Origin of the sequence: Gordonia sp. McavH-238-E (assembly GCF_022348225.1) — a bacterium.
Taxonomy (GTDB): Bacteria; Actinomycetota; Actinomycetes; order Mycobacteriales; family Mycobacteriaceae; genus Gordonia; species Gordonia terrae.
The window spans coordinates 52,647-74,020 of sequence record NZ_JAKRFE010000004.1 but is presented as its reverse complement, the minus strand read 5'-3'; the positions used below and the strand labels follow the sequence as shown (position 1 = coordinate 74,020).

12 protein-coding genes, 1 pseudogene and 1 riboswitch are annotated in these 21,374 nt (G+C 69.4%); of the genes and pseudogenes, 5 read left to right on the top strand and 8 right to left on the bottom strand.

Annotated features, from left to right (window positions below):
- Nucleotides 1–3: 3 nt before the first annotated feature.
- Nucleotides 4–4,617, bottom strand: coding sequence for an ATP-dependent helicase (locus MHN80_RS06675; protein WP_239400441.1), 4,614 nt, complete (start codon nucleotides 4,615–4,617; stop codon nucleotides 4–6).
- Nucleotides 4,618–4,678: 61 nt separating this feature from the next.
- Nucleotides 4,679–4,815: riboswitch (cobalamin riboswitch) on the top strand.
- A 75-nt stretch (nucleotides 4,816–4,890) separates the two neighbouring features.
- On the opposite strand from MHN80_RS06675, the gene MHN80_RS06670 reads away from it, so the two are divergent.
- The 4 genes from MHN80_RS06670 to MHN80_RS06655 all read left to right on the top strand — a co-directional run bounded on the left by MHN80_RS06670 (nucleotide 4,891) and on the right by MHN80_RS06655 (nucleotide 7,853).
- Nucleotides 4,891–5,127 (top strand): CbtB-domain containing protein, encoded by a 237-nt coding sequence (locus tag MHN80_RS06670; RefSeq protein WP_004021659.1) that lies wholly within the window; start codon nucleotides 4,891–4,893, stop codon nucleotides 5,125–5,127.
- A gap of 41 nt (nucleotides 5,128–5,168) precedes the next feature.
- On the top strand, nucleotides 5,169–5,999 hold the full coding sequence (locus MHN80_RS06665; protein WP_101819072.1) for a CbtA family protein: 831 nt from the start codon (nucleotides 5,169–5,171) through the stop codon (nucleotides 5,997–5,999).
- A 19-nt stretch (nucleotides 6,000–6,018) separates the two neighbouring features.
- Nucleotides 6,019–6,510 (top strand): histidine phosphatase family protein, encoded by a 492-nt coding sequence (locus tag MHN80_RS06660; RefSeq protein WP_239400439.1) that lies wholly within the window; start codon nucleotides 6,019–6,021, stop codon nucleotides 6,508–6,510.
- Nucleotides 6,511–6,626: 116 nt separating this feature from the next.
- Entirely contained in the window at nucleotides 6,627–7,853 is a 1,227-nt protein-coding gene (locus MHN80_RS06655; RefSeq protein ID WP_239400437.1) for an acyl-CoA dehydrogenase family protein, read from the top strand.
- Between the two features lie 20 nt (nucleotides 7,854–7,873).
- Here MHN80_RS06655 and MHN80_RS06650 read toward each other — a convergent pair whose 3' ends face one another.
- The 7 genes and pseudogenes from MHN80_RS06650 to MHN80_RS06620 all read right to left on the bottom strand — a co-directional run bounded on the left by MHN80_RS06650 (nucleotide 7,874) and on the right by MHN80_RS06620 (nucleotide 17,448).
- Nucleotides 7,874–9,211 (bottom strand): diacylglycerol kinase family protein, encoded by a 1,338-nt coding sequence (locus MHN80_RS06650; protein WP_239400435.1) that lies wholly within the window; start codon nucleotides 9,209–9,211, stop codon nucleotides 7,874–7,876.
- Entirely contained in the window at nucleotides 9,208–10,647 is a 1,440-nt protein-coding gene (locus MHN80_RS06645; protein ID WP_239400434.1) for a hypothetical protein, read from the bottom strand. Before MHN80_RS06645 ends, MHN80_RS06650 begins: the two co-directional genes overlap by 4 nt.
- 28 nt (nucleotides 10,648–10,675) lie before the next feature.
- Entirely contained in the window at nucleotides 10,676–11,104 is a 429-nt protein-coding gene (locus MHN80_RS06640; RefSeq protein WP_101819065.1) for a hypothetical protein, read from the bottom strand.
- A 158-nt stretch (nucleotides 11,105–11,262) separates the two neighbouring features.
- Complete coding sequence (locus MHN80_RS06635; protein ID WP_239400433.1) at nucleotides 11,263–14,028, bottom strand: molybdopterin-dependent oxidoreductase; 2,766 nt, start codon at nucleotides 14,026–14,028, stop codon at nucleotides 11,263–11,265.
- Complete coding sequence (locus MHN80_RS06630) at nucleotides 14,025–14,870, bottom strand: FAD binding domain-containing protein (protein ID WP_004021648.1); 846 nt, start codon at nucleotides 14,868–14,870, stop codon at nucleotides 14,025–14,027. The genes MHN80_RS06635 and MHN80_RS06630 overlap by 4 nt, the downstream gene beginning before the upstream one ends.
- A 182-nt stretch (nucleotides 14,871–15,052) precedes the next feature.
- Entirely contained in the window at nucleotides 15,053–16,549 is a 1,497-nt protein-coding gene (locus MHN80_RS06625; protein WP_239400431.1) for an MFS transporter, read from the bottom strand.
- Between the two features lie 123 nt (nucleotides 16,550–16,672).
- A pseudogene (locus MHN80_RS06620) lies at nucleotides 16,673–17,448 on the bottom strand (SGNH/GDSL hydrolase family protein).
- A 521-nt stretch (nucleotides 17,449–17,969) separates the two neighbouring features.
- Here MHN80_RS06620 and MHN80_RS06615 point away from each other — a divergent pair.
- The gene (locus MHN80_RS06615; protein ID WP_239400429.1) at nucleotides 17,970–21,359 is read left to right on the top strand and encodes a pyruvate carboxylase; all 3,390 of its coding nucleotides are present in this window, start codon (nucleotides 17,970–17,972) and stop codon (nucleotides 21,357–21,359) included.
- Nucleotides 21,360–21,374 lie beyond the last annotated feature (15 nt).

Sequence of the window (21,374 nt, the reverse complement as noted above, 5' to 3'; positions counted from 1 at the left end):
TCCTCAGGCATGATCACCGTAGCGTAGCCGGATGCCGCGCGGGGTCGTCGAGAACCCGGCTTCGACGAGCACCTTGCCGAAGTCGGTGGCGCGCACCGGCTCCGAGTCGATGTGATCGATCGTCAGGCGGGAGATCCGGCCGCGCCGAACCAGTGCGACCAGCGCCCCGGCCGCCGACTCCAGCCGCGGGATGGAATCGCTGAACGTGAGCAGCGTCTTGCCACCGCGCTCGACGAAGCACACGAGTTCGCCGTCGACGAGCACCACGAGCGCCCCCGGTTTGCGACCCGGGCGGTGTCCGGCCTCGGTGTCGCGGGACGGGGGCCAGTCCAACGCCGCACCGAAGGGGTTGGCCGGGTCGGTCGCGGCCAGCACTGTCGCCTCGCGGGGCGGTTTGCGATCGGGGAGTGCATGCCGACGCAGCTCGTCGACCGTGGCGGGCGAGGCGAACTGCGCCCCGCCGAGACCGTCGACGTAGTAGCCGCGGCGGACGTGTCCGTTGTCCTCGAAGACGGTGAGCGCCTTGTAGACCCGCGCGAATCCGCCGGTGACCTCTTCGGAGACGACGCTCCCGCGGGTGATCACGCCGTACCGGGTGAGCAGTTGGTCGCAGAGGCCCTGGGTGGCGATCGTCGGTTCGGTCGAGGGATGGTCGAGGGCGAACCAGCGGCCGCTCGCGGTCGGGGACACCGGCGGTGACGTGGAGTGTTCGGTCAGGTACCGGGCGGACAGACGACCGGCGCGGAGGCGGGGCGCCCGCCCCCGTGCGCGATGAGCCGGGGCCGAGCGAGGGGCGGACGGGTTTCGTCGTGGCTGCAGGAGGGCCCGGACGGGCGCGAAGCTGTCGTTGCTGACCTGTCCCGCCCACACCAGGTCCCACAGAGCGGTCTCGATGTCGGCGGCAGGCGTCGTGGTGCCGGTGCTGATGTCGGCGGCGATCTGTGGGAAGCGCAGTGCGCCGCCGGGTTCGAGTGCGGCCGTGACCCCGTCGTGCACCGGGGTCGTGTCGATCTCGTTGGCGTCGGGCAGCGTGAGGACGGCGACGTCGGCCGGATGCAGCGCGACCCACCCGTCGGAGTTGCCGATCCGGCCGTGCCCCGACCAGATCACCTCGCCGGCGCTGAGCAGTTCGTCGAGCATCGGCGGCGCGTAGTCGGAGACCCGCGCGGGCAGGACCAGTGACTCCCATGCCGACGCCGGGAGCGGGAATCCGGCGAGCTGGTCGATGACGGTCGCGACCCCGTCCACGCCGCGCAATCTGGTCCCGGGCGAGGCGTGCTGCCAGTCGAGGAGGAAACGGGTGAGGACGTCGGTGCCGACCGGAGCGACCTCGGCGCGGCTCGCCGCGAGGGAACCGCGTCGGATCTGCCCCAGCACGTCGGTGTGGCACCACTGGCCCTCCCGCGGAGTGGTGTCGCCACCCTCCGGCAGGAAATCGCCCTCGACGACGCGTCGTTCCGAGGCCAGGCGGTTCAGGGTGTCGCGCACGACCCCGGTCGCGATGCCCAGCGCCGCGGAGGCCTCGGGCACGGTGAACGGCCCGTGGGTACGGGCATACCGGCCGATCAGGTCCCCGACCGGATCGGGGACCGGTTCGAGAAAGGCCGCCGGGATACCCAGCGGTGCAGGGACTCCCAGCGCATCCCGCAACCGCGCGGTGTCGTCGATTGCGGCCCACAGCGCGCGCGAGTTGTGGTTCACCGAGATGATCTGGCCGCTGCGGTGCAACTCGGCGAGGACATCGGTCGCCGGCTCGTCGCCGCGGTACCGGGCCTCGACCTCCTCGGTGGTGAGGGGTCCCAGCCACCGCAGCAGGTCGACGACATCCTCGGCGTCGCGGGCCTGGCGTTCGGGAGACAGGCGTTGGAGACGGGCGATCACGTCGGCGATGACGGCCGGATCGAGGAGTTCGCGGAGGTCGACGCGACCGAGGAGTTGTGCCAGCAGGCTGGTGTCGAGAGAGAGCGCGGCCGCCCGGCGCTCGGCGAGCGGGGCGTCGTCGGCGTACATGAACGCCCCGACGTAGCCGAACAACAACGATGCGGCGAACGGTGACGGGCTCTGTGTCTCGGTCTCCACGACCCGGATGCGGCGTGTGCGGATGCGGGTCAGCAGATCGAGGAGGGCGGGGAGGTCGTAGACGTCCTGCAGGCACTCTCGGACGGCCTCGAGCACGATCGGGAAGTCGGGGAACTTGGAGGCGACGGACAGCAGTTGGGCGCTGCGCTGGCGCTGCTGCCACAGCGGGGCACGCCGTCCGGGGTCGCGTCGCGGCAACAACAGTGCGCGAGCGGCGCATTCGCGGAACCGGGAGGCGAACATCGACGAGTCCGCGAGACCGTCGGTCACGAGCTGCTCGACCTCGTCCGGGTCGAGGAGGAACACGTCGGCACCGGGCGGGGCGTCGTCGGTGTCGGGCATGCGCAGGATGATCCCGTCGTCGGAGGCCGTGGTGGCACCCTCGATGCCCAGGGTCTCCAGCAGGCGCTGCGAGATCGCGCTCGCCCAGGGTGCGTGGACACGTAAACCGTAGGGGGAGTGCAGGATCACCCGCCAGTCGCCGAGCTCGTCACGGAACCGCTCGACCACCAGGGTGCGGTCGGTGGGGAGGTGTCCGGTCGACTCCCGCTGCTCGGCGATGAGGGTCTCGAGGTTGGTGCGGGCGTTGTCGGTGAGGCCGAGGCGTTCGGCATGGTCGTCGAGCTTGCCGGGGTCGGCGATCGCACCGGTGAACGCACCGATCGCAGCGCCGAGTTCGGCGGGGCGTCCGATCGCGTCGCCGATCCAGAACGGCAACCGGCCCGGCTGACCGAACGCGGGGGAGACCAGGACGCGGTCGTGGGTGATGTCCTCGATCCGCCAGCTGGTCGCGCCGAGTGCGAAGACGTCGCCGACACGCGACTCGTAGACCATCTCCTCGTCGAGTTCGCCGACGCGCGTTGCCTTCTCGCCGACCATGAACACACCGAAGAGGCCGCGGTCGGGGATGGAACCGCCCGAGGTGACCGCGAGCCGCTGCGCTCCGCGCCGGCCGGTGATCACCCCGGCGTCGCGGTCCCAGTTCACCCGCGGGCGCAGTTCGGCGAACTCGTCCGACGGAAAACGACCCGCGATCAGGTCGAGGGTCGCGTCGAAGACGCCCCGGCCCAGTTCGCGATAGGGCGCCGCGCGGCGAATCACCTCGTACCAGTGGTCGACCTCGAGGTCGTCGACCGCGGCGGCCGCGATGGTCTGCTGGGCGAGGATGTCGAGGGGATTCTGCGGGACCTTGATCTCCTCGATCGCCCCGTCGAGCATGCGGCTCACCGTCACGGTGCAGTGCAGGAGATCGGTGCGGTGCTTCGGGTACAGGATGCCCTGGCTGATCTCGCCGACCTGGTGGCCGGCGCGGCCGATGCGCTGCAGCCCGCTGGCCACCGACGGCGGGGACTCCACCTGGATCACGAGGTCGACCGCGCCCATGTCGATGCCGAGTTCGAGGGAGCTGGTCGCGACGACGCAGGACAGGCGCCCGGCCTTCAGGTCGTCCTCGATCTGGGCGCGCTGCTCCTTGCTGACCGAGCCGTGATGCGCGCGGGCCAGGACGGGTTCGGCGCCCGAGCTCGCGCCGCTGCCCATGACGAACGCGGGGGCGCCGCCGGCGACCGACGGATTGCCGGTCGGTTCGGCCGGCTGCCCGTGGCGTTCGGCGTGGATCTCGTTGAGCCGGGCGGTGAGTTTCTCGGCGAGGCGCCGGGAGTTGGCGAACACGATCGTCGCCCGGTTGGCCTCGATCTGGTCGACGATCGAGGCCTCGACGTACGGCCACAGCGACCCGGCGGTCGGGGAGAACGCGTCGTCGAGTGCGGCGGGGTCGGCATCGGACACCGGGGGTGGGATGTTGGCCATGTCCTCGACCGGAACATCGACGCGGAGGTCGAACGTCTTGTCGGCCTTGGGCTTGACCACCTGACACGGCGCGGCGCCGGACAGGAACCCCGCCACCACCTCCGGCGGCCGGACGGTCGCCGACAACCCGATCCGCTGCGCGGGCTTCTCGAGCAGCTCGTCGAGTCGTTCGAGGGTCAGCGCGAGGTGCGTACCGCGCTTGGTGGCGGCGACCGCGTGCACCTCGTCGACGATGACGGCCTGGACGCCGGTGAGGCTCTCTCGCGCGGCCGACGTGAGCATCAGATACAGCGACTCCGGCGTCGTGATCAGGATGTCGGGCGGTGTCTTGACCAGTGCGCGGCGGTCCGCGGCGGAGGTGTCACCGGACCGGACGCCGACGGTGATGTTCGGTTCGGGCAGGTTGAGCTCCTGAGCCGCCCGCGTGATGCCGGTCAGCGGGGCCCGCAGGTTGCGTTCGACGTCGACGGCCAATGCCTTGAGCGGCGAGATGTAGAGGACCTTGGTGCCGGCGGGCCGCGAGTCCGGGTCGGCGGCGAGGCGGTCGAGGGCCCACAGGAACGCGGCGAGGGTCTTGCCCGATCCGGTGGGGGCGATGACCAAGGTGTGCGAGCCGTCGGCGATCGACGTCCACGCACCCTTCTGCGCGGCGGTGGGAGCGGTGAAGGCGCCGGAGAACCACCGTCGGGTGGGGGCGGTGAAGCGGTCGAGCACCGAAGCGCGGGGCATCTCTCCACTATGTCTCACGCGTACGACAGAGCGCGGTATAGAGTCATCCCACGCCTGTGCGGGGAATCCGGTGAGAGTCCGGAACGGTCGCGCCACTGTGAACGCTGCCCATATCGACACCGTAGATATGTCGACGCGGTCGACGTGTCGACATATCGACGCGGTCGATGGTGACGGGGTGACGTGAGTCAGGATGCCGTGCCGGCGCGTAGCAGTCCTCCGGACTGCTACACCACGACATCTCCGACGCGAGATCGGCGAAAGGACCCCACCATGACAGCTCCCCGCACTGTTGCAGCCGTACAGGCCGCCCCGGCCCGTGCCCTGCCCGTACCGAACCTGTCGGTCGCGAGTGCAGCCCTCTGGCTCAGCCTGACCGTGCTCCTGGCGGGTCTCGCCTACTACTTCCTCGGGTACGACCAGGGCGTCGTGTCCGTCTTCGGCTCCGACACCCACGTCCACGAGTTCGTGCACGACGCACGCCACTTCCTCGGCTTCCCCTGCCACTGAGCCGGCCTGACCGGCCGTATCCCACAGGAAGCCAAGTACATATGGAGAAGAAATTCATCGGCGCCGGCCTGCTCGCAGGTCTGATCGCCGGAATCGTCTCGTTCGTGTTCGCCCGGTTCTACCTCGAACCGGTCGTCGCCAAGGCCATCGACTACGAAGGCGCCCGTTCGGAGGCCGAGGAGGCACTGGCCCACGCCGCCGAACCGGGTGGCCACACGCACGGTGAGGGCGGCGAGCTGTTCACGCGGGCCATGCAGGAGAACCTCGGCGCCGGTGTCGGCAACGTCGTGTTCGCGGTGTGCATGGGTGCGTTCTTCGCGGTGGCGTTCACGGTGCTCTGGAGTCATCTCGGCAGTCGCCATCCGGCGACCGACCCGCGCGCGGTCGCGGGTGTGCTCGGCGCGATCGGTTTCGTCGCCGTGTTCGCCGTTCCGTTCTTCGCCTACCCGGCGAATCCGCCCGCCGTCGGCGACGACGACACCATCGGCGAGAGGACCGGAGCCTTCCTCACCATCAGTGTGGCGTCGGTGATCCTGGCCATCGCGGCCGTGGTCCTGGCGTTGTGGCTGCGTCCGCGGATCGGCGGATTCGTCTCGGCCGTCGCCGCTGTCGCGGCCTACCTGGCCGGCATCGCGATCGTGCTCGCGTTCCTGCCGTCCTTCAGCGAGGTCCCCGAGCCGGTTCGCAACGACGCGGGTCAGATCGTGTTCCCGGGCTTCCCCGGTGACGTGATCGGGGACTTCCGGGTCTACGCCATCGCCAACCAGGTGATCCTGTGGACGGTTCTCACCGTGGTGTTCGCCCTGCTGCTGGGGGCGATGGCGCGCTCGCGTACCGCCGACCGCGCCCCGGCGGTCGCCGCCCAGCACTGAGGCGGCGATCGTTTCGCGCATGCAGATCATCACCGCCGGTCGCACCGGCCCCAATCGGTCGGTGCGATTCGGCGGTGATCCGGTTCTGGACGAGCGGGGCCGCCGGGACGTGCTCCGCCTGGCCGCGACTTCCGCGCGCACGATCGACAGTTGCGGTCCGGAGATCGCGACCCGGGAGACCGCCGAACTCCTGGGTGCCTCCGACGCCCTCGTCGACGACGCCCTGCGAACGCTGGACGTCGGAACGTGGGCCGGGCGGACTCCGGAGGAGATCGATCCCGCCGATCTCGGCGCATGGTTCGCCGATCCCGGTGCCCGGCCACACGGGGGTGAGAGTGTCGAGGATTTCGTCGGCCGAGTCCACGCCTGGCGCGTCGGGCACTCCGGGCTCGCCGACCGTTGTGTGGTGGTGGCGATGCCGGTTGCCCAAGCCCTGCTGTGCCCGGACGCAGAGCGGTTCTTCGCCCACGAGGTCCGCCCCGCGACCATCTACACCTGCGCGAACACCTGATAGGAACAGATTCGCGACGGCGTACCTAGACATCGGCAGTGACTCCTGACACAGTTGGGGACGACGAAACTGAAACATGTTCGCCCCCGGGCGGACACCGGTCTGGGAGTGTGACGATGTTCGAGTGGTCCGATGAAGATCTGATGGTTCGGGACGCCTTGCGGGCGTTCATCGACAAGGAGATCCGGCCCCATCTCGACGAACTCGAGTCCGGCGTCCTGCCGCCGTACGACATCACCCGCAAGCTGTTGTCGAGCTTCGGTGTCGATGCCATGGCCAAGGATGCGCTCGAGAAAGAACTCGAGGCAGAAGCCAAGGGGGAGAAGAAGAAGTCCTCCGGCGACGGCGGCGGCATGGGTGGCTCGATGTTCATGATGGTCAACATCGAACTCGCGGGTGTGTGTCTGGGCCTCGTCGCGTCGCTGGGTGTGAGCATGGGGTTGACCGCCTCGACCATCCGCGGCAAGGGCACGCTGGCGCAGAAGAAGCGGTGGCTGCCCGAGCTGGTGACCATGGAGAAGGTCGGCGCCTGGGCGATCACCGAACCCGACTCCGGGTCGGATGCGCTCGGCGGCATGAAGACCACGGTTCGTCGTGACGGTGACGACTACATCCTGAACGGGCAGAAGACCTTCATCACGAATGGCCCCTACGCCGACACCATCGTCGTGTTCGCCAAGCTCGACGACGGCAGCGGAACGCCGATGCGCGACCGCAAGGTGCTGTCGTTCGTGCTGGACAAGGGTATGCCGGGGCTCACCCAGGGCAAGCCGTTCAAGAAGATGGGCATGATGAGTTCGCCGACCGGTGAGCTCTTCTTCGACAGCGTCCGCGTCGGCAAGGACCGTCTCCTCGGTGAGACCGAGGACACCGGCGCCGATTCGCGTGGATCCGAGGGCGCCAAGGCCGGTTTCACCGCGGAGCGCGTCGGGATCGCCGCCCTGTCGCTGGGCATCATCAACGAGGCGCAACGGCTGTCGATCGATTACGCGAAGAACCGCAAGCTGTGGGGTCAGGAGATCGCCCAGTTCCAGCTCATCCAGCTGAAGCTGGCCGAGATGGAGGTGGCGCGGATCAATGTCCAGAACATGCTCTTCAGCGCCATCGAACGCGGCAAGGCGGGTAAACCGCTCAGCCTGTCCGAGGCGTCGGCGATGAAGCTCTACTCGTCGAAGGCGGCCACCGACGTCGCCATGGAGGCGGTGCAGCTGTTCGGCGGCAACGGTTACATGGCCGAGTACCGCGTGGAACAGCTTGCGCGCGATGCCAAGTCGCTCATGATCTACGCGGGGAGCAACGAGATCCAGGTGACCCACGTCGCCAAGGGGCTGCTTCGCGGCTGAGGTACACGCTCCAGCTGTGGTCAGGCGGCGCGGTGGGGACGCCACGCCAGGTACCACAGCTGGAGCCAGTCCAGTTGCGGTGGCGCGATCCGGGTCTCGGGTCGGTGCCGTGGCACGCGGACGCGCAGCGCACCGGGCGTGATCGTGCACCGCACCGGCGTCGTGAGCTGGAGCGACTCGCCATCGACCCCGACGGGGATGACCTCGGCGTCGGCGTCGACGGTCACCTCGGTGGCGGTCCGCTGGACGAGCCCCTGATCGTGCGTACGCCGCAGGAGTCCGACGGCCTGCCGGGTGTCGGACACCGAGACGGTGACGACGCCCAGGCGCCCCTCGTCGATGCGGGTGCGACGACCGAGCCCGGCCACGTCGTTGGTGGCATACGGGCCGTTGCTGACCAGGATCGCCTGGGGGTCGGCAACCGACTCGTTCCCGATGACAGCGCGCAGACCAGACGTCGAGCCTCTGCCCAGCAGGTCGGGGAGCATGCGTAACACCGTGCGCGTCTTGTCATCCCGGTATTGCGGGCTCTGGACGACTTCGGCGTAGATCCCGAACGACGCGTTGTTGACGAAGGGGCGGCCGTTGATGTGACCGAGGTCGACGCGGAACTCGACGCCGTCCCGTAAAGCGTCGAGACACCGGGCGGGATTCTGACGGTCGAGTCCGAGATCGAGCGCGAAATGGTTTCGGGTGCCGGCGCTGACGACCAGGAAGGGGACGCCGGATTCGGCGGCCACGCCCGCGACGAGCGCCTGGGTGCCGTCACCGCCCGCGACCCCGAGCAGGTCGGCTCCGCGGGCCACGGCGTCTCGCGCCAGCTGCACCACGTCGATCTCCACCGGCCCGTCGAGCAACGCGACTTCGGCGCCCAGGGACTCGGCCTGACGCTGCAGGTCGAACCGGACGACCTTCCCGCCACCGGAACGTGGATTCATGATGATGAACGGACGGTGGACATCCGGGGCCGCGTGCTCGGGCATCAGCGAGTCGATGCGGGACGGTCGGAGCGCGCGCCGGCCGCACCCCACCGCTGCGCCGGCCAGCAGCGCGGCGACGATCACGACCCACAGCTGTCGCTCGCGGATGAGGAACACCACGAGCAGGGGGACGGGGGCGACGGCGAGAACGGCCGCGACCACCCGTAGGACGCCCCGGCTGATCAGGAACCAGTACAGCGCGACGACGATGACCATGACGCAGCCGACGCAGATGATCAGCAGACCGAGAAGGCCGAGGATCCCCGCGGCGGCCACCGGGAGCAGGATCGCGGCCACGGCCAGGGCCATGGCCGCGCGCGCCCACCACCTGCGAGTGGTGGGCGGCGCGACCTCGGCGGCGACCGACGCCTGGCTCATACGGTCTCGACGACCGGCGCCGCGTCGCCCGACGGCTTCTCCTCATCCGGCGTCGCCCCACTCTCGGCCCAGGTCTTCGCCGGCCTGATGACGAGTTCGAGGATCAGCAGGGCGAGGAGCCCGAAGACGGCGATGAGCAGCACCACCAGCCCGGTCGGATAACTCCAGAACACGAGGAGCAGCGCTGCGATACCGATGATCGCGCTGCGCAACGCGATCCGTGCACGGAACAGGCTCTCCTCGAACGCGTTCGGCGGTCGTGACCGCCGCATCCGTTGCACCGAGTCGAGGCCTTGGCCGAACCCGCGTCGCACCGCCGCGGCCGACGCCGACCCGCCCAGCAGGTAGGCCCCGACGGCGACCACGAGGCCGAGGACCGCCACGGCACGCAGGGCCAGACGCACCGGGTCGAGCACGGTGTCGATGGCGGCGGATGCGGCGTCGGGGGAGAGGATGTCGGGAGGCATCGCATCGAGGTAGAGCGCTCGCCCGATCAGCAGGCCGATGGCCAGGACGAGCATCGCGAGGACCAGCGAGAGCCCCGCGAGTGACAGAGCCCGCATGCGCCGGCCGCGGGGTGCGACCGCGACCGCGGCGAACGCGAGCGCGATCGTCAGCCACGGCAGGACGTCGGCGGCGGTGTCGAGCGCCGAGACGGCGCGTTGGGCCCGAACGAGTTCGGGCGAGCGGAAGAGGACGAACTGCTTGTCGACAGCGGGGATCTTCTCGGCGAAGGTGAATCCGCGGTCGAGCAGGCGTACCTTGACGTTGTCGATCACGGTGCCCAGCGAGATGCTCACCGTGCCGGAGTCGTCCACGGTCACCGACGACGGCCCGACATCGCCCGTCACCACCGCGACCAGGGCCGTGTGTGCGGCCCGATTCGCCTGCAACCACAGCGTTTCGAACTGATCGCTGGCGACGAATGACGACACGGTCTGCTGGACGAATCCGCGTGCCTGGCCGGCCAGCACCGGGGCGAGGCCCTCGACCGCACGATCGACGCGCGGTGCGTTCTCGGTGGCCGGAACCGCGTCGGTCAGGGTGGTCAGCGCGGACGCGGTGAGCGCCTCGACGTCGATGCGACTGAAGATCTCGTCGGTGATCGTGTTCGAGATCTCCGCTTGGACAGCGGGGTCCGAGGCGAGCGGCGCGACGGTGCTGACGTAGCGATCGGTGTCGAGGATCTCGCCGCGGACGAACCGCGAGGTCACCGAGGTGATGGCGAGCACCGCGACGAGCACGCACAGGAGCGCGACCGCGAACCAGCGCCACCGGTGCCGCTGTATCGACGTCGCGGCACCGGACGGAGGCCCGCTCCCGGTCTCCTGGCGTAACTGTGCGACTTCGGCTCTGAGTCGTTCGAGTTCGGTGCGTTCGGCATCGGTGATGCCGACGCTGCGCTCGACGTCGTGCCCGTTGGTGTCCGTGGTCATCTCGACCCCGCCTGGTCGCCCGGGCCCCCTACCGGTACTCGGCCTTGGGGTGCCAGGTGGACACGGCCCAGATGACCACGATGTCGAGGGCGATGATCAGGATCGACCACCACGGGTAGTAGGGCAACCACAGGAAGTTGGCGATGATCGACAGGCCCGCGATCACGATCGCGGTGAACCGCGCCCAGGTCGCGCCGTTCATGAGTGCGATACCGACGATGACCATCACGACGCCGAGGGCGATGTGAATCCAACCCCAGGTGGTGAAGTCGAGCTTGTAGACGTACTCGAGGCCGCGGACGAAGACCTCGTCCTCGGCGACGGCGGCAATACCCTGGGCGAGCTGGATGACACCGAGGACGGTCAGGATGATCGCGGCGCCGACGGATGTCCCCGCGGCGATGCCCTGCTTGACGGATGGACCGTGGTTCTCGTTGGTGGGTGCGGTGTGAGTCATGGCGACGCCCTTCTCTGGACAACTGTGACAAGCAGGAGTTTCCGCCCGAAGTTCCGCCGCCGCAAGCGATGGGCGAGAGTGGGCGCAGATTTGTGACCACCGCGCCGCGGCCCGATGTGGTTGTCGCGCAGAGTGTTCGCGGTGCTAACGAATCGAGTTCACTCCGACCGGGTGAGCCGCCAGATCCGGTCTCGCGACATCGGCGTCTCACAAGGCCTGACGCCCAGCGCCCGTCGGATCGCGTTGGCGAGTGCCGGCGCAACCGGGTTGTACGGTGACTCGCTCATCGACTTGGCGCCGAACGGACCCAGCTCGTCGCTGGTGTCGGCGAAATAGACCTCGGTGACGGGGACGTCGGCCATCTGCGGCACGCGGTAGACCCGGAAGACGTTCGTCAGTGGCCGCCCGTGGTCGTCGATCATGATCTCCTCGTACAGGGCGGTCCCGATTCCTTGTGCGACACCGCCTTCGACCTGTCCCCGGCACTGCTCGGGGTTCATCACGGTGCCGGCGTCGGCCGCATGGACCGATTGCAGGATGCGTACGGTGCCGGTCTCGGTGTCGACCGCGACGCGGAACGCCTGCACGTTGAACGCGATGGATCTCATCTCACCGCGTTCGGCGCCCGCGGCGACGGCGCGCGGGCCGCCCGGGTGGTCGACCCGGTTCGACGGATCGACGGCACCGATGAGGTCGGCGAACCCGACGACCCGGCCGTCGACGAGTGCGCCGTCGGCGACGAGTCCGATCGCTGTGGGTTCGGAGCCGGTGAGGCGCGCCGCAGCGTCGACGAGGGCGTCGCGCAGCGCGAGACAGGCCGAGTACACGGCCTTTCCGGCGACCGTCGTGCCGGCCGAGGCGAAGGCCCCGGTGTCGTGGGTGACGGCATCGGTGTCGCCGTGCCACAGCGAGACGCGATCCAGCCCGGTCGACAGGGCGGTGGCGACGATCTGGGCGTGCACGGTGGTGGTGCCGTTGCCGAACTCGGCGGTCCCGACCCCCACGTGGTAGGTGCCCGCGGCGTCGACCGCGACGGTGACGTCGGCGAAGTGCCCGCGCGGGGCCATGGTGGCGATCGCGGCGATGGCCATGCCCTCACCCACGCGCCATCGTTCGCCCGGCGGTGCCTCGACCCCGTTGCCGCTGCGCATCGCCCGCTCGGCGAGGTCGAGACACTGGTCCAGTCCGTAGCTGCCGTAGACCAGGTCGACCTCGGGCTCGGCGCGTGCGATGAGGAGTGGGTCGCCGTCGGCGACGGCGTTGCGACGCCGGAACTCGAACGGGTCGATGCCGAGTTCGATCGCGAGTTCGTCCATGGCGCTCTCCACGGCGAAGACCACCTGGCCGAGGCCGTAACCGCGGAACGCGCCCGAGGGCGGGTTGTTGGTGTAGACGACCTCGGCGTCGAGCCGCTTGACCGGGCAGTTGTACACCGACACCGATTCGGCGCAGGCGTGGAACATCACGCCGATCGCGTGGTTGCCGTAGGCGCCGGTGTCCGACAACAGGTTCACCCGCAGGCCCGTCAGCCGGCCGTCCTCGTCGGCGCCGACGTCGACGGTGACCCGCATCGGATGCCGGTAGGTGGTTCGGGTCAGCTCGTCGGTGCGCGTCATCTCGTAGGCGCAGGGTTTGCCCGTGCGGAGTACGGCGAGGGCGACGAGGTCCTCGGTCAGCATCTCCTGTTTGCCGCCGAACCCGCCGCCCACGCGGGCGCTGAAGACCCGGATGCGCTCGGGTGGCAGGTCGACGAGGAGCGCGAGCTCGTTGCGGACGAGGAACGGGACCTGCGTACTGGTCCGGATGACGAGGCGTCCGTGCTCGTCGAGCCACCCGATCGAGCCGTGTGTCTCGAGCTGGGCGTGCGAAACCCGTCCGCTGGACCAGGTTCCGTGCACGGTTGCCGACGACGCGGCGAGGGCGTCGTCGATGTCGCCGCCGAAACCCTCGTGGAAGGTGGCGACGACGTTGCGGTCGGCCTCGGCGACCCGGTCGGCGGGCGTGCGATCGGGGTGGAGCAGCGGCGCCCCGGGAGTTCGGGCCTCCTCCGGGTCGAACACCGCCGGGAGCACCTCGTAGGTGACGTCGATGAGCGCCAGCGCCTGGTCGGCGACGGCCGGGGACGACGCCACCACCGCCGCGACCCGTTGGCCGACGAACCGCACGACCGGGTCGAAGACGAGTGTGTCATCCGGGTCCTCGAGGCGATTCTCGTGCCGACCCGTGGAAAACCTGGCGGTCGAGACGTTCTCGTGGGTGAGGATCAGTTCGACGCCCGGGAGCGCGGCCGCGTCGGTGGTGTCGATGGCGGTGATCCGTGCGTGTGCGTGCGGCGACCCGAGCACGTGGATGTGCAACGTCCCGGGCGTCGGGACGTCGAAGGTGTACGGCTCGGTGCCGGTCACCACCCGTCGAGCCGCGATCGGGTTGACCGAACTGCCGACGAGGGGGCGTGGTCCGGTGGCCGGAGGCGCCGCGGTCGGGGCGTCGACGGGCGCGACGGCCGCGGTGATCGCATCCCAGATGGAGCGATAGCCGGTGCAGCGGCACAGGTTTCCCTTCATCCGGCGCGGCAGGTCGGGAAGATGGTCGGCGGTGACGGTGGAGGCCGTCACGATCATCCCGGCGGTGCAGAACCCGCACTGGAACCCGAAGTTGTCGACGAACGACTGCTGGACGGGGTGCAGGTCGTCCGGGGTACCGAGGCCGGAGACCGTCGTGACCGACTTCCCGGCGGCGCGATGAGCGGGAAAGATGCAGGAGTGCACGGGTTCTCCGTCGACGAGCACCGAGCACGCCCCGCAGTCCCCGGCGTCGCAACCCTTCTTGACCTCGTAATGGGCGTGCTCGCGCAACAACATTCGCAGGCATTGTCCCGCGGCGGGTTCGGCGTCGAGTTGCTCGCCGTTGACCTCGAACCTCATCCGTCGGCTCCGAATCCCTCGTCGGTCACCGGCGTCCGCCGGGCCAGTTCCGCTCGGATCTCCTCGCCCAGGACGGCCGAGACCCCGCGGCGCCAGTCGGCCGAGCCCAGCGGATCGGTGTAATAGCCGCTGGCCGCGACGATGTCGTCGTGGAGCGCGTCGCGGGTCGGCACCACGGGGTAGCGCAGGACCGTCGGCCATTCGGTGGCTGCGGTGATCCCGAAGGTGGCGGCGCCGTCGTCGTCGACCCGGCCGGTCACCACGGCCCCCGAGCGGCCGAGTTCGGCGAGGGCGATCTTGCGCACCGCGGTCCGCGCACGCAACGCATGACCAGGGAAATCGATGGCGCGCAGTACTTCTCCCGGTCCGAGCAGATTGATCCCGTTCCCGATGACCAGCTCGGCGACGGGCAGGTCGCGGTCGGTGCCGTCGGGTGTCCACACGTGCGCGGTCGCATCGAGTCCGACCGCGAGGGAGACCATCGACGCCGCGGCGAATGACCGGCAGATGTTGCCGCCGACCGTGGCCATGTTCCAGATCTTGAACGACGCCAGCAGCGCGTTCGCGCACTGCGCGAACATGGGTTGGGCCTCGAAGCCGGGGCGCGGCGGGATCGCGGCGAGCTCGGCGATCGTGCAGGTGGCCGCGATCCGGAGGCCGCCTCCGGGCAGGTTTTCGACAGGTGCCCAATCCATCTCGCTCAGGTCGACCAGTCCGGTGGTCGCCGGCTGTGGCTCGGAGAACACCCACGTGCCACCGGCGACGATCTGTTCACCGGGACCGGGGAACGCCTCGTCGCGGACGCGCGCGAACCGGTAGTGGGAGACGGCGGTGAGGTCCATCAGCGTGCCTTGTCGAGGAGGCGGGGTGCAGCGGTGAGTGGCTCCCACCGTACGAGGCCGATGCGCCCGCCGGAGCGGATCGCAGAGATCGACGTCGAAAGAAGCACGGCGTCACGCTACGTGCATCCGGTGCGGTCCGCATCTCGTGGCCGGCGGGCCGGTTCCGAGTCCTCGTCGTCGCGTCAGACCGGGGTTTCGGTGCTGCGTCCGTGCGCAGGAATCGCGAAGGCGACCACCGCGGCGATCACGCTCATCACGAGGGCGATGCCGGAGGCCCACAGATACCCCTCGGCGGTCGGGACCCCGATCGAGGTCCCGTCGGCGACGGGAACCGAGATCATCGACCAGGTGAGCAGCATGCCGACCGCCGCGGCGGCGGTCGAGGTCCCGACGATCCGCATGAGTGCGTTGACACCATTGGACTCACCGGTCTGCTCCACACTGACCGATTGCATGATCAGGGCCGGCATCGCGGAGTAGGCGATGCCGAGGCCCGCGCCGATGCAGCAGGCGATCACGAGCATGTGAATCCACGTCAGATCCCATGGGCCGGCGATCCCGACGATGAAGATCACGTAGCCGATGCCGATGATGACCGCGCCCAGGGCGAGCGAGATCCGCGCGCCGAAGACGGCGTTGATGCGGCCGCTGATGTGCGAGAACATGAACATGACCAGTCCGCTGGGCGCGAGGATCAGACTCGCGTGGACCATGTCGTACCCGAAGCCGTCCGGGCTGTTCGTCGGGGCCATCAGCAGCTGGATCGGGATGAGTTGCATGGCGTAGAAGGCGAACCCGGTGGCGATCGAGGCCAGATTCGTCAGCAGCAGGGGGCGCTTGGCCAGGATGCGGAGATCGATCAGCGGACTGGCGCGACGGAGCTCGACGAAAACCCACACGCTCGTGGACACCACGAAGCCGGCGAACAGGCCGAGCGTGAGTGGGTGGGACCAGCCCCACTCGGCGCCCTTCGACAGCGGCAGCAGCAAGCAGACGAGCAGCACGGTCAGGCCGAGCGCGCCGAGGGCGTCGAACCGGCCACCGGAGGGCTTGGCGGTCGAGCGCACCGTGAGGGCCACACCGACACCGGCCAGGGTGGCGGCGCCCGCACACGACCAGAACAGGGCGTGCCAGCTCACGTGTTGGGCGATGAGGGCGGCGACCGGTAGGCCGAGTGCACCGCCGATACCGAGCGAGGCGCTCATGGTTCCCACCGACGAGCCGAGGTGGCGGGGCGGGACGATGTCGCGCATCACGCTGATCCCGAGCGCGACGATGCCGAAGCCGAGACCCTGCAGCCCGCGGCCGATGATGAACAGCGGGAGGGATGTCGCGACGGCACACGCGACGGATCCGACGGCGACGAACCCGAGACTGACCAGGATGGCGAGGCGTTTGCCGTACATGTCGCCGATCCGCCCGCCGATCGGTGTCGCGACCGCCCCGAGCAGCAGGGTGATGGTGATCGCCCACGTGGTGTCGGAGGCGTCGGCGTGCAACAGCGCGGGGAGTTGGGGGATCAGCGGGACGATGATGGTCTGCATCAGCGCCACGACGATCCCGGCGAGGCAGAGCACCGCGACCGCCAGTCGGGGGTGGGGTTTCTCGGCGGCGTGATCGGGGGGCGGGAGATCCGGGGTACTGTCCGTTGTTCCGTCGGCGTCGGTGCGGCTGGTCACGCCGTCATCCCGCTGGTTCCGATCATCGATTGTTCACACCTCCGAACGATCAGGATATCGCGCGGGTCACCGACGCAAACGTTCGCGTCCGCCGGAGCGGGCCGGACCGGCCAGGCGAGCGGACTACCCGAGCTCGGCGGCGCCGACGGGGTGCGGCCATCGCGGGGTGAGTCCGTCGCCCGACGAGACGCCGCGGATACGGCGCATCACCCATGGCCCGAGGAAGGTCCGCGCCCATTCCGCATTCTGGCGTCGTTGCTCCCGCCGGGTCGCGACCGCGGCGGCGGCGAGGGTCGCCGGCGTGAGATCGTGGTCGACCCCGAGCAGGTCGAGGACCCGGCCGGACATGTGTGCGTGTCCGAGCGGCGACATGTGCAGGCGGTCGTTGTCCCACATGCGGTAGTCGTCATACCCCGGCATCCGCCAGAAATCGCAGATCAGTGCGCCGTGATGCTCGGCCACGGCGCGGACGAGTTCGTTGTAGATCGCGACGCGCCCGCGAAGCATCCGGAAGACCGGAGCCCATCCGGTGTCGTAGGCGGTGAAGACGACGACGGTGGCGCCGGTCGCGGCGAGGTCGCCGAGTGCTCGGTCGTAGCGCGCGATCATCGCGTCGACGTCGAGGGACGGACGCATGAGGTCGTTTCCGCCGGCGTAGATGGTGACGAGGTCGGGGTCGAGTTCGATGGCCGGGCCCACCTGTTCGGCGATCACCTGGTCGAGCAGCCGGCCGCGGATGGCGAGGTTGGCATACGTGAACTCCCCGCCGTCTGCTGATGCGGCGAGCCGTTCGGCGACGCGGTCGGCCCATCCCGCACACCGTTGGGTCGGGTCGGATCCGGATCGCCGACGCCTTCGGTGAACGAATCGCCCAATGCGACGTAACGGGTGAAGCCCACGAGCGCGCCTTCCTGTCGAGTGGTCGGAACGACGCTAATCCCGACCGCCGGTCGCGGCCAAAGCATGCTCGGGACGGAACGATCGATCGGCATTCCGACGGAGCGCTCGATCGGCATTCCCGAATTACCGCGGCACCGGATCTCTCATTGCCGAACGGCACTGGAGAGTATTTCTCAACACTGTCGCAATGAGTGCCACGTACATTGCGCGGCAATTGTTTTCGCCCCCGGTGACGGGGTCGCCGCACCCCTGCGTCGGAACGTTTCGGACGATCCGGAATGCGGTGGCGCGCGCCCTTTCCGAAGGCGTCGAAGACAGTGTGAGGGGGTGGCCGGTCGGCCGGTCTCGGTGAGTAGGATCACGACGTGAACTGCCCGTGGAAAACGGGTCGGCGTCGTCGGGGGCACCTGCGTCGAACCGTGTCCGTCGGGGGGTTTGTTCGCGCGATCTCCACCGCGATTGTGCGAGTCGCTGAGCACGCGCCGGACCGGCGCAGGCGTGAGAGAAAGAGAACACCACGATGTTCGACAAGGTTCTGGTCGCCAACCGCGGCGAGATCGCCATCCGCGCATTCCGCGCCGCCTACGAACTGGGGGCGCGCACAGTCGCGATCTTCCCGTACGAGGATCGCAACTCCGTGCACCGGTTGAAGGCCGACGAGTCCTATCAGATCGGGGTGCCGGGACATCCGGTGCGGGCCTACCTGTCGGTCGACGAGGTCGTCAGCGCAGCGGTTCGCTGTGGTGCCGACGCGATCTACCCCGGTTACGGATTCCTGTCGGAGAACCAGGGTCTGGCCGCGGCGTGCGCGGAGGCGGGCATCACCTTCGTGGGCCCGAGCGCCGACATCCTGGAGATGACGGGCAACAAGGCGACCGCGGTGGCCGCGGCGAAGGCGGCGGGCATCCCCGTTCTCGCGAGCTCGGAGCCGTCGTCGGATCTCGACGAACTGCTCGCCGCGGCGCAGGACATGCAGTTCCCGGTGTTCGTGAAGGCGGTCGCGGGTGGCGGCGGGCGCGGGATGCGCCGCGTCGACGAGCGTGCCGATCTCGCCGAGGCCATCGCCGCCGCGTCGCGCGAGGCCGAGGCCGCGTTCGGCGATGCGACGGTGTTCCTCGAGCAGGCGGTGGTCAACCCGCGCCACATCGAGGTCCAGATCCTCGCCGACACCCACGGCAACGTCATCCATCTCTACGAGCGCGACTGCAGCCTCCAGCGCCGGCACCAGAAGGTGATCGAGCTGGCTCCCGCCCCGAATCTCTCCGACGAGTTGCGCGAGAGGATCTGCGCCGATGCCGTCGCCTTCGCGCGCCACATCGGTTACTCCTGTGCGGGCACCGTCGAGTTCCTCCTCGACGAGCAGGGTCGGCACGTGTTCATCGAGATGAACCCGCGCATCCAGGTCGAACACACCGTCACCGAGGAGATCACCGACGTCGACCTCGTGAGTTCGCAGCTGCGGATCGCCGCGGGCGAGTCGCTCGCGGACCTCGGCCTGAGTCAGGACGTGATCCGCATCCGCGGAGCCGCCCTGCAGTGCCGCATCACCACCGAGGACCCGGCGAACGGGTTCCGGCCCGACGTCGGGCGCATCACCGCGTACCGCAGCCCGGGCGGCGCGGGGGTGCGGCTGGACGGCGGCGCCACCCTGGGTGCCGAGGTCAGTGGTCACTTCGACTCGATGCTGGTCAAACTCACCTGTCGCGGTAGGGATTTCCCGACCGCGATGCGTCGGGCGCGGCGCGCGGTCGCCGAGTTCCGCATCCGCGGCGTCGCGACGAACATCCCGTTCCTGCAGGCGGTCCTCGACGACCCGGACTTCCGCGCGGGACGCGTCACCACCTCGTTCATCGACGAGCGTCCCGAGCTGCTGACGTCGCGCTCGTCGGCCGACCGCGGTACCAAGATCCTCTCGTACCTGGCCGACGTCACGGTGAACAAGCCGCACGGCGAGCGGCCCACCACGGTGTACCCGCGCGACAAGCTGCCCACCGTCGAGCGCTCGGTGCTGGCTTCGCCCGCGAACGGCTCGCGGCAGCGACTGCTGGAACTCGGCCCCGAGGGCTTCGCGCGCGACCTGCGGGAGAACCCGCGCCTGGGCATCACCGACACGACGTTCCGCGACGCACACCAATCGCTGCTCGCGACGCGCGTGCGCACCAACGGGCTGCTCAACGTCGCACCGTACGTGGCGGCACTGACCCCCGAACTGCTCTCGGTCGAATGCTGGGGCGGTGCGACCTACGATGTGGCACTTCGCTTCCTGAAGGAAGACCCCTGGGATCGGCTGGCCCAGTTGCGGGAAGCCATCCCCAACATCTGCCTGCAGATGCTGCTCCGCGGGGCCAACACCGTCGGATACACCCCATACCCCACCAAGGTGACGACCGCGTTCGTCTCCGAGGCGACCGACGTCGGCATCGACATCTTCCGCATCTTCGACGCGCTCAACAACATCGACGCCATGCGACCCGCGATCGATGCGGTCCGCGAGACCGGTACGGCGGTCGCCGAAGTCGCGATGAGCTACACCGGCGACCTGTCCGACCCGGCCGAGGACCTGTACACGCTCGACTACTACCTGCGCCTGGCCGAGCAGATCGTGGCGGCGGGCGCCCACGTCCTGGCGATCAAGGACATGGCTGGTCTGCTCCGTGCTCCCGCCGCGACCACCCTGGTGACCGCGTTGCGACGCGAGTTCGACCTGCCGATCCACGTGCACACCCACGACACCCCCGGTGGGCAGCTCGCGACCTACATGGCCGCGTGGCAGGCGGGTGCCGACGCCGTCGACGGTGCGAGTGCCGCGCTGGCCGGGACCACGAGCCAGCCGCCGCTGTCGGCGATCGTCGCCGCGACCGCCCACACCGAGCGGGACAGCGGTCTCGACCTCGCGCGGGTGTGCGATCTCGAGCCGTACTGGGAGGCACTGCGAAAGGTGTACTCGCCGTTCGAGTCCGGCCTCCCGGCGCCGACCGGCCGCGTCTACTCGCACGAGATCCCCGGCGGGCAGCTGTCGAACCTGCGCCAGCAGGCCATCTCACTCGGCCTGGGCAACCGCTTCGAGGCGGTCGAGCAGGCCTATGCCGCAGCCGATTCGATGCTGGGCCGGCTGGTCAAGGTGACCCCGTCGTCGAAGGTCGTCGGCGATCTCGCGCTCGCCCTGGTCGGTCGCGGTATCACCGCCTCGGACTTCGCGGCCGACCCGGCGTCGTACGACATCCCGGATTCGGTCATCGGCTTCCTGCGCGGCGAACTGGGTGATCCGCCCGGTGGCTGGCCCGAGCCGCTGCGCACCCTGGCGCTGCAGGGCCGGGCGCCGGCGCCCGAGGTCACCGAACTCTCCGCGGACGACGAGGCCATCCTCGACAAGCCGGGACGCGACCGTCAGGTCCGGCTCAACCACTTGCTGTTCCCCGGCCCCGCACGCGAATTCGAGGAGCACTACGAGGCATACGGCAACACCTCGACGCTGTCGGCCAACCAGTTCTTCTACGGCCTGCGTTACGGCGAGGAACACCGCGTCGAACTCGAACCCGGCGTCGAACTGCTCATCGGACTCGAAGCGATCAGTGAGCCGGACGAGCAGGGCATGCGGACCGTCATGTGCGTCCTGAACGGCCAGTTGCGCCCGATCGCGGTGCGCGACCACGCCATCGACTCGGCGGTTGCGTCGGCGGAGAAGGCGGACCGGTCCGATCCGCACCACGTGGGTGCACCGTTCGCCGGTGTGGTGTCGCTGTCGGTGGACGTCGGCGACGAGGTGGCGGTCGGTGCGACGATCGGCACCATCGAGGCGATGAAGATGGAGGCGGCGATCACCGCACCGGTCGCGGGCAAGGTCGCCCGCCTGGCGATCGGGCAGGTCACCCAGGTCGCGCCGGGGGATCTGCTGATCGAGATCCGCTGAGGCTGCGGCGGCGGG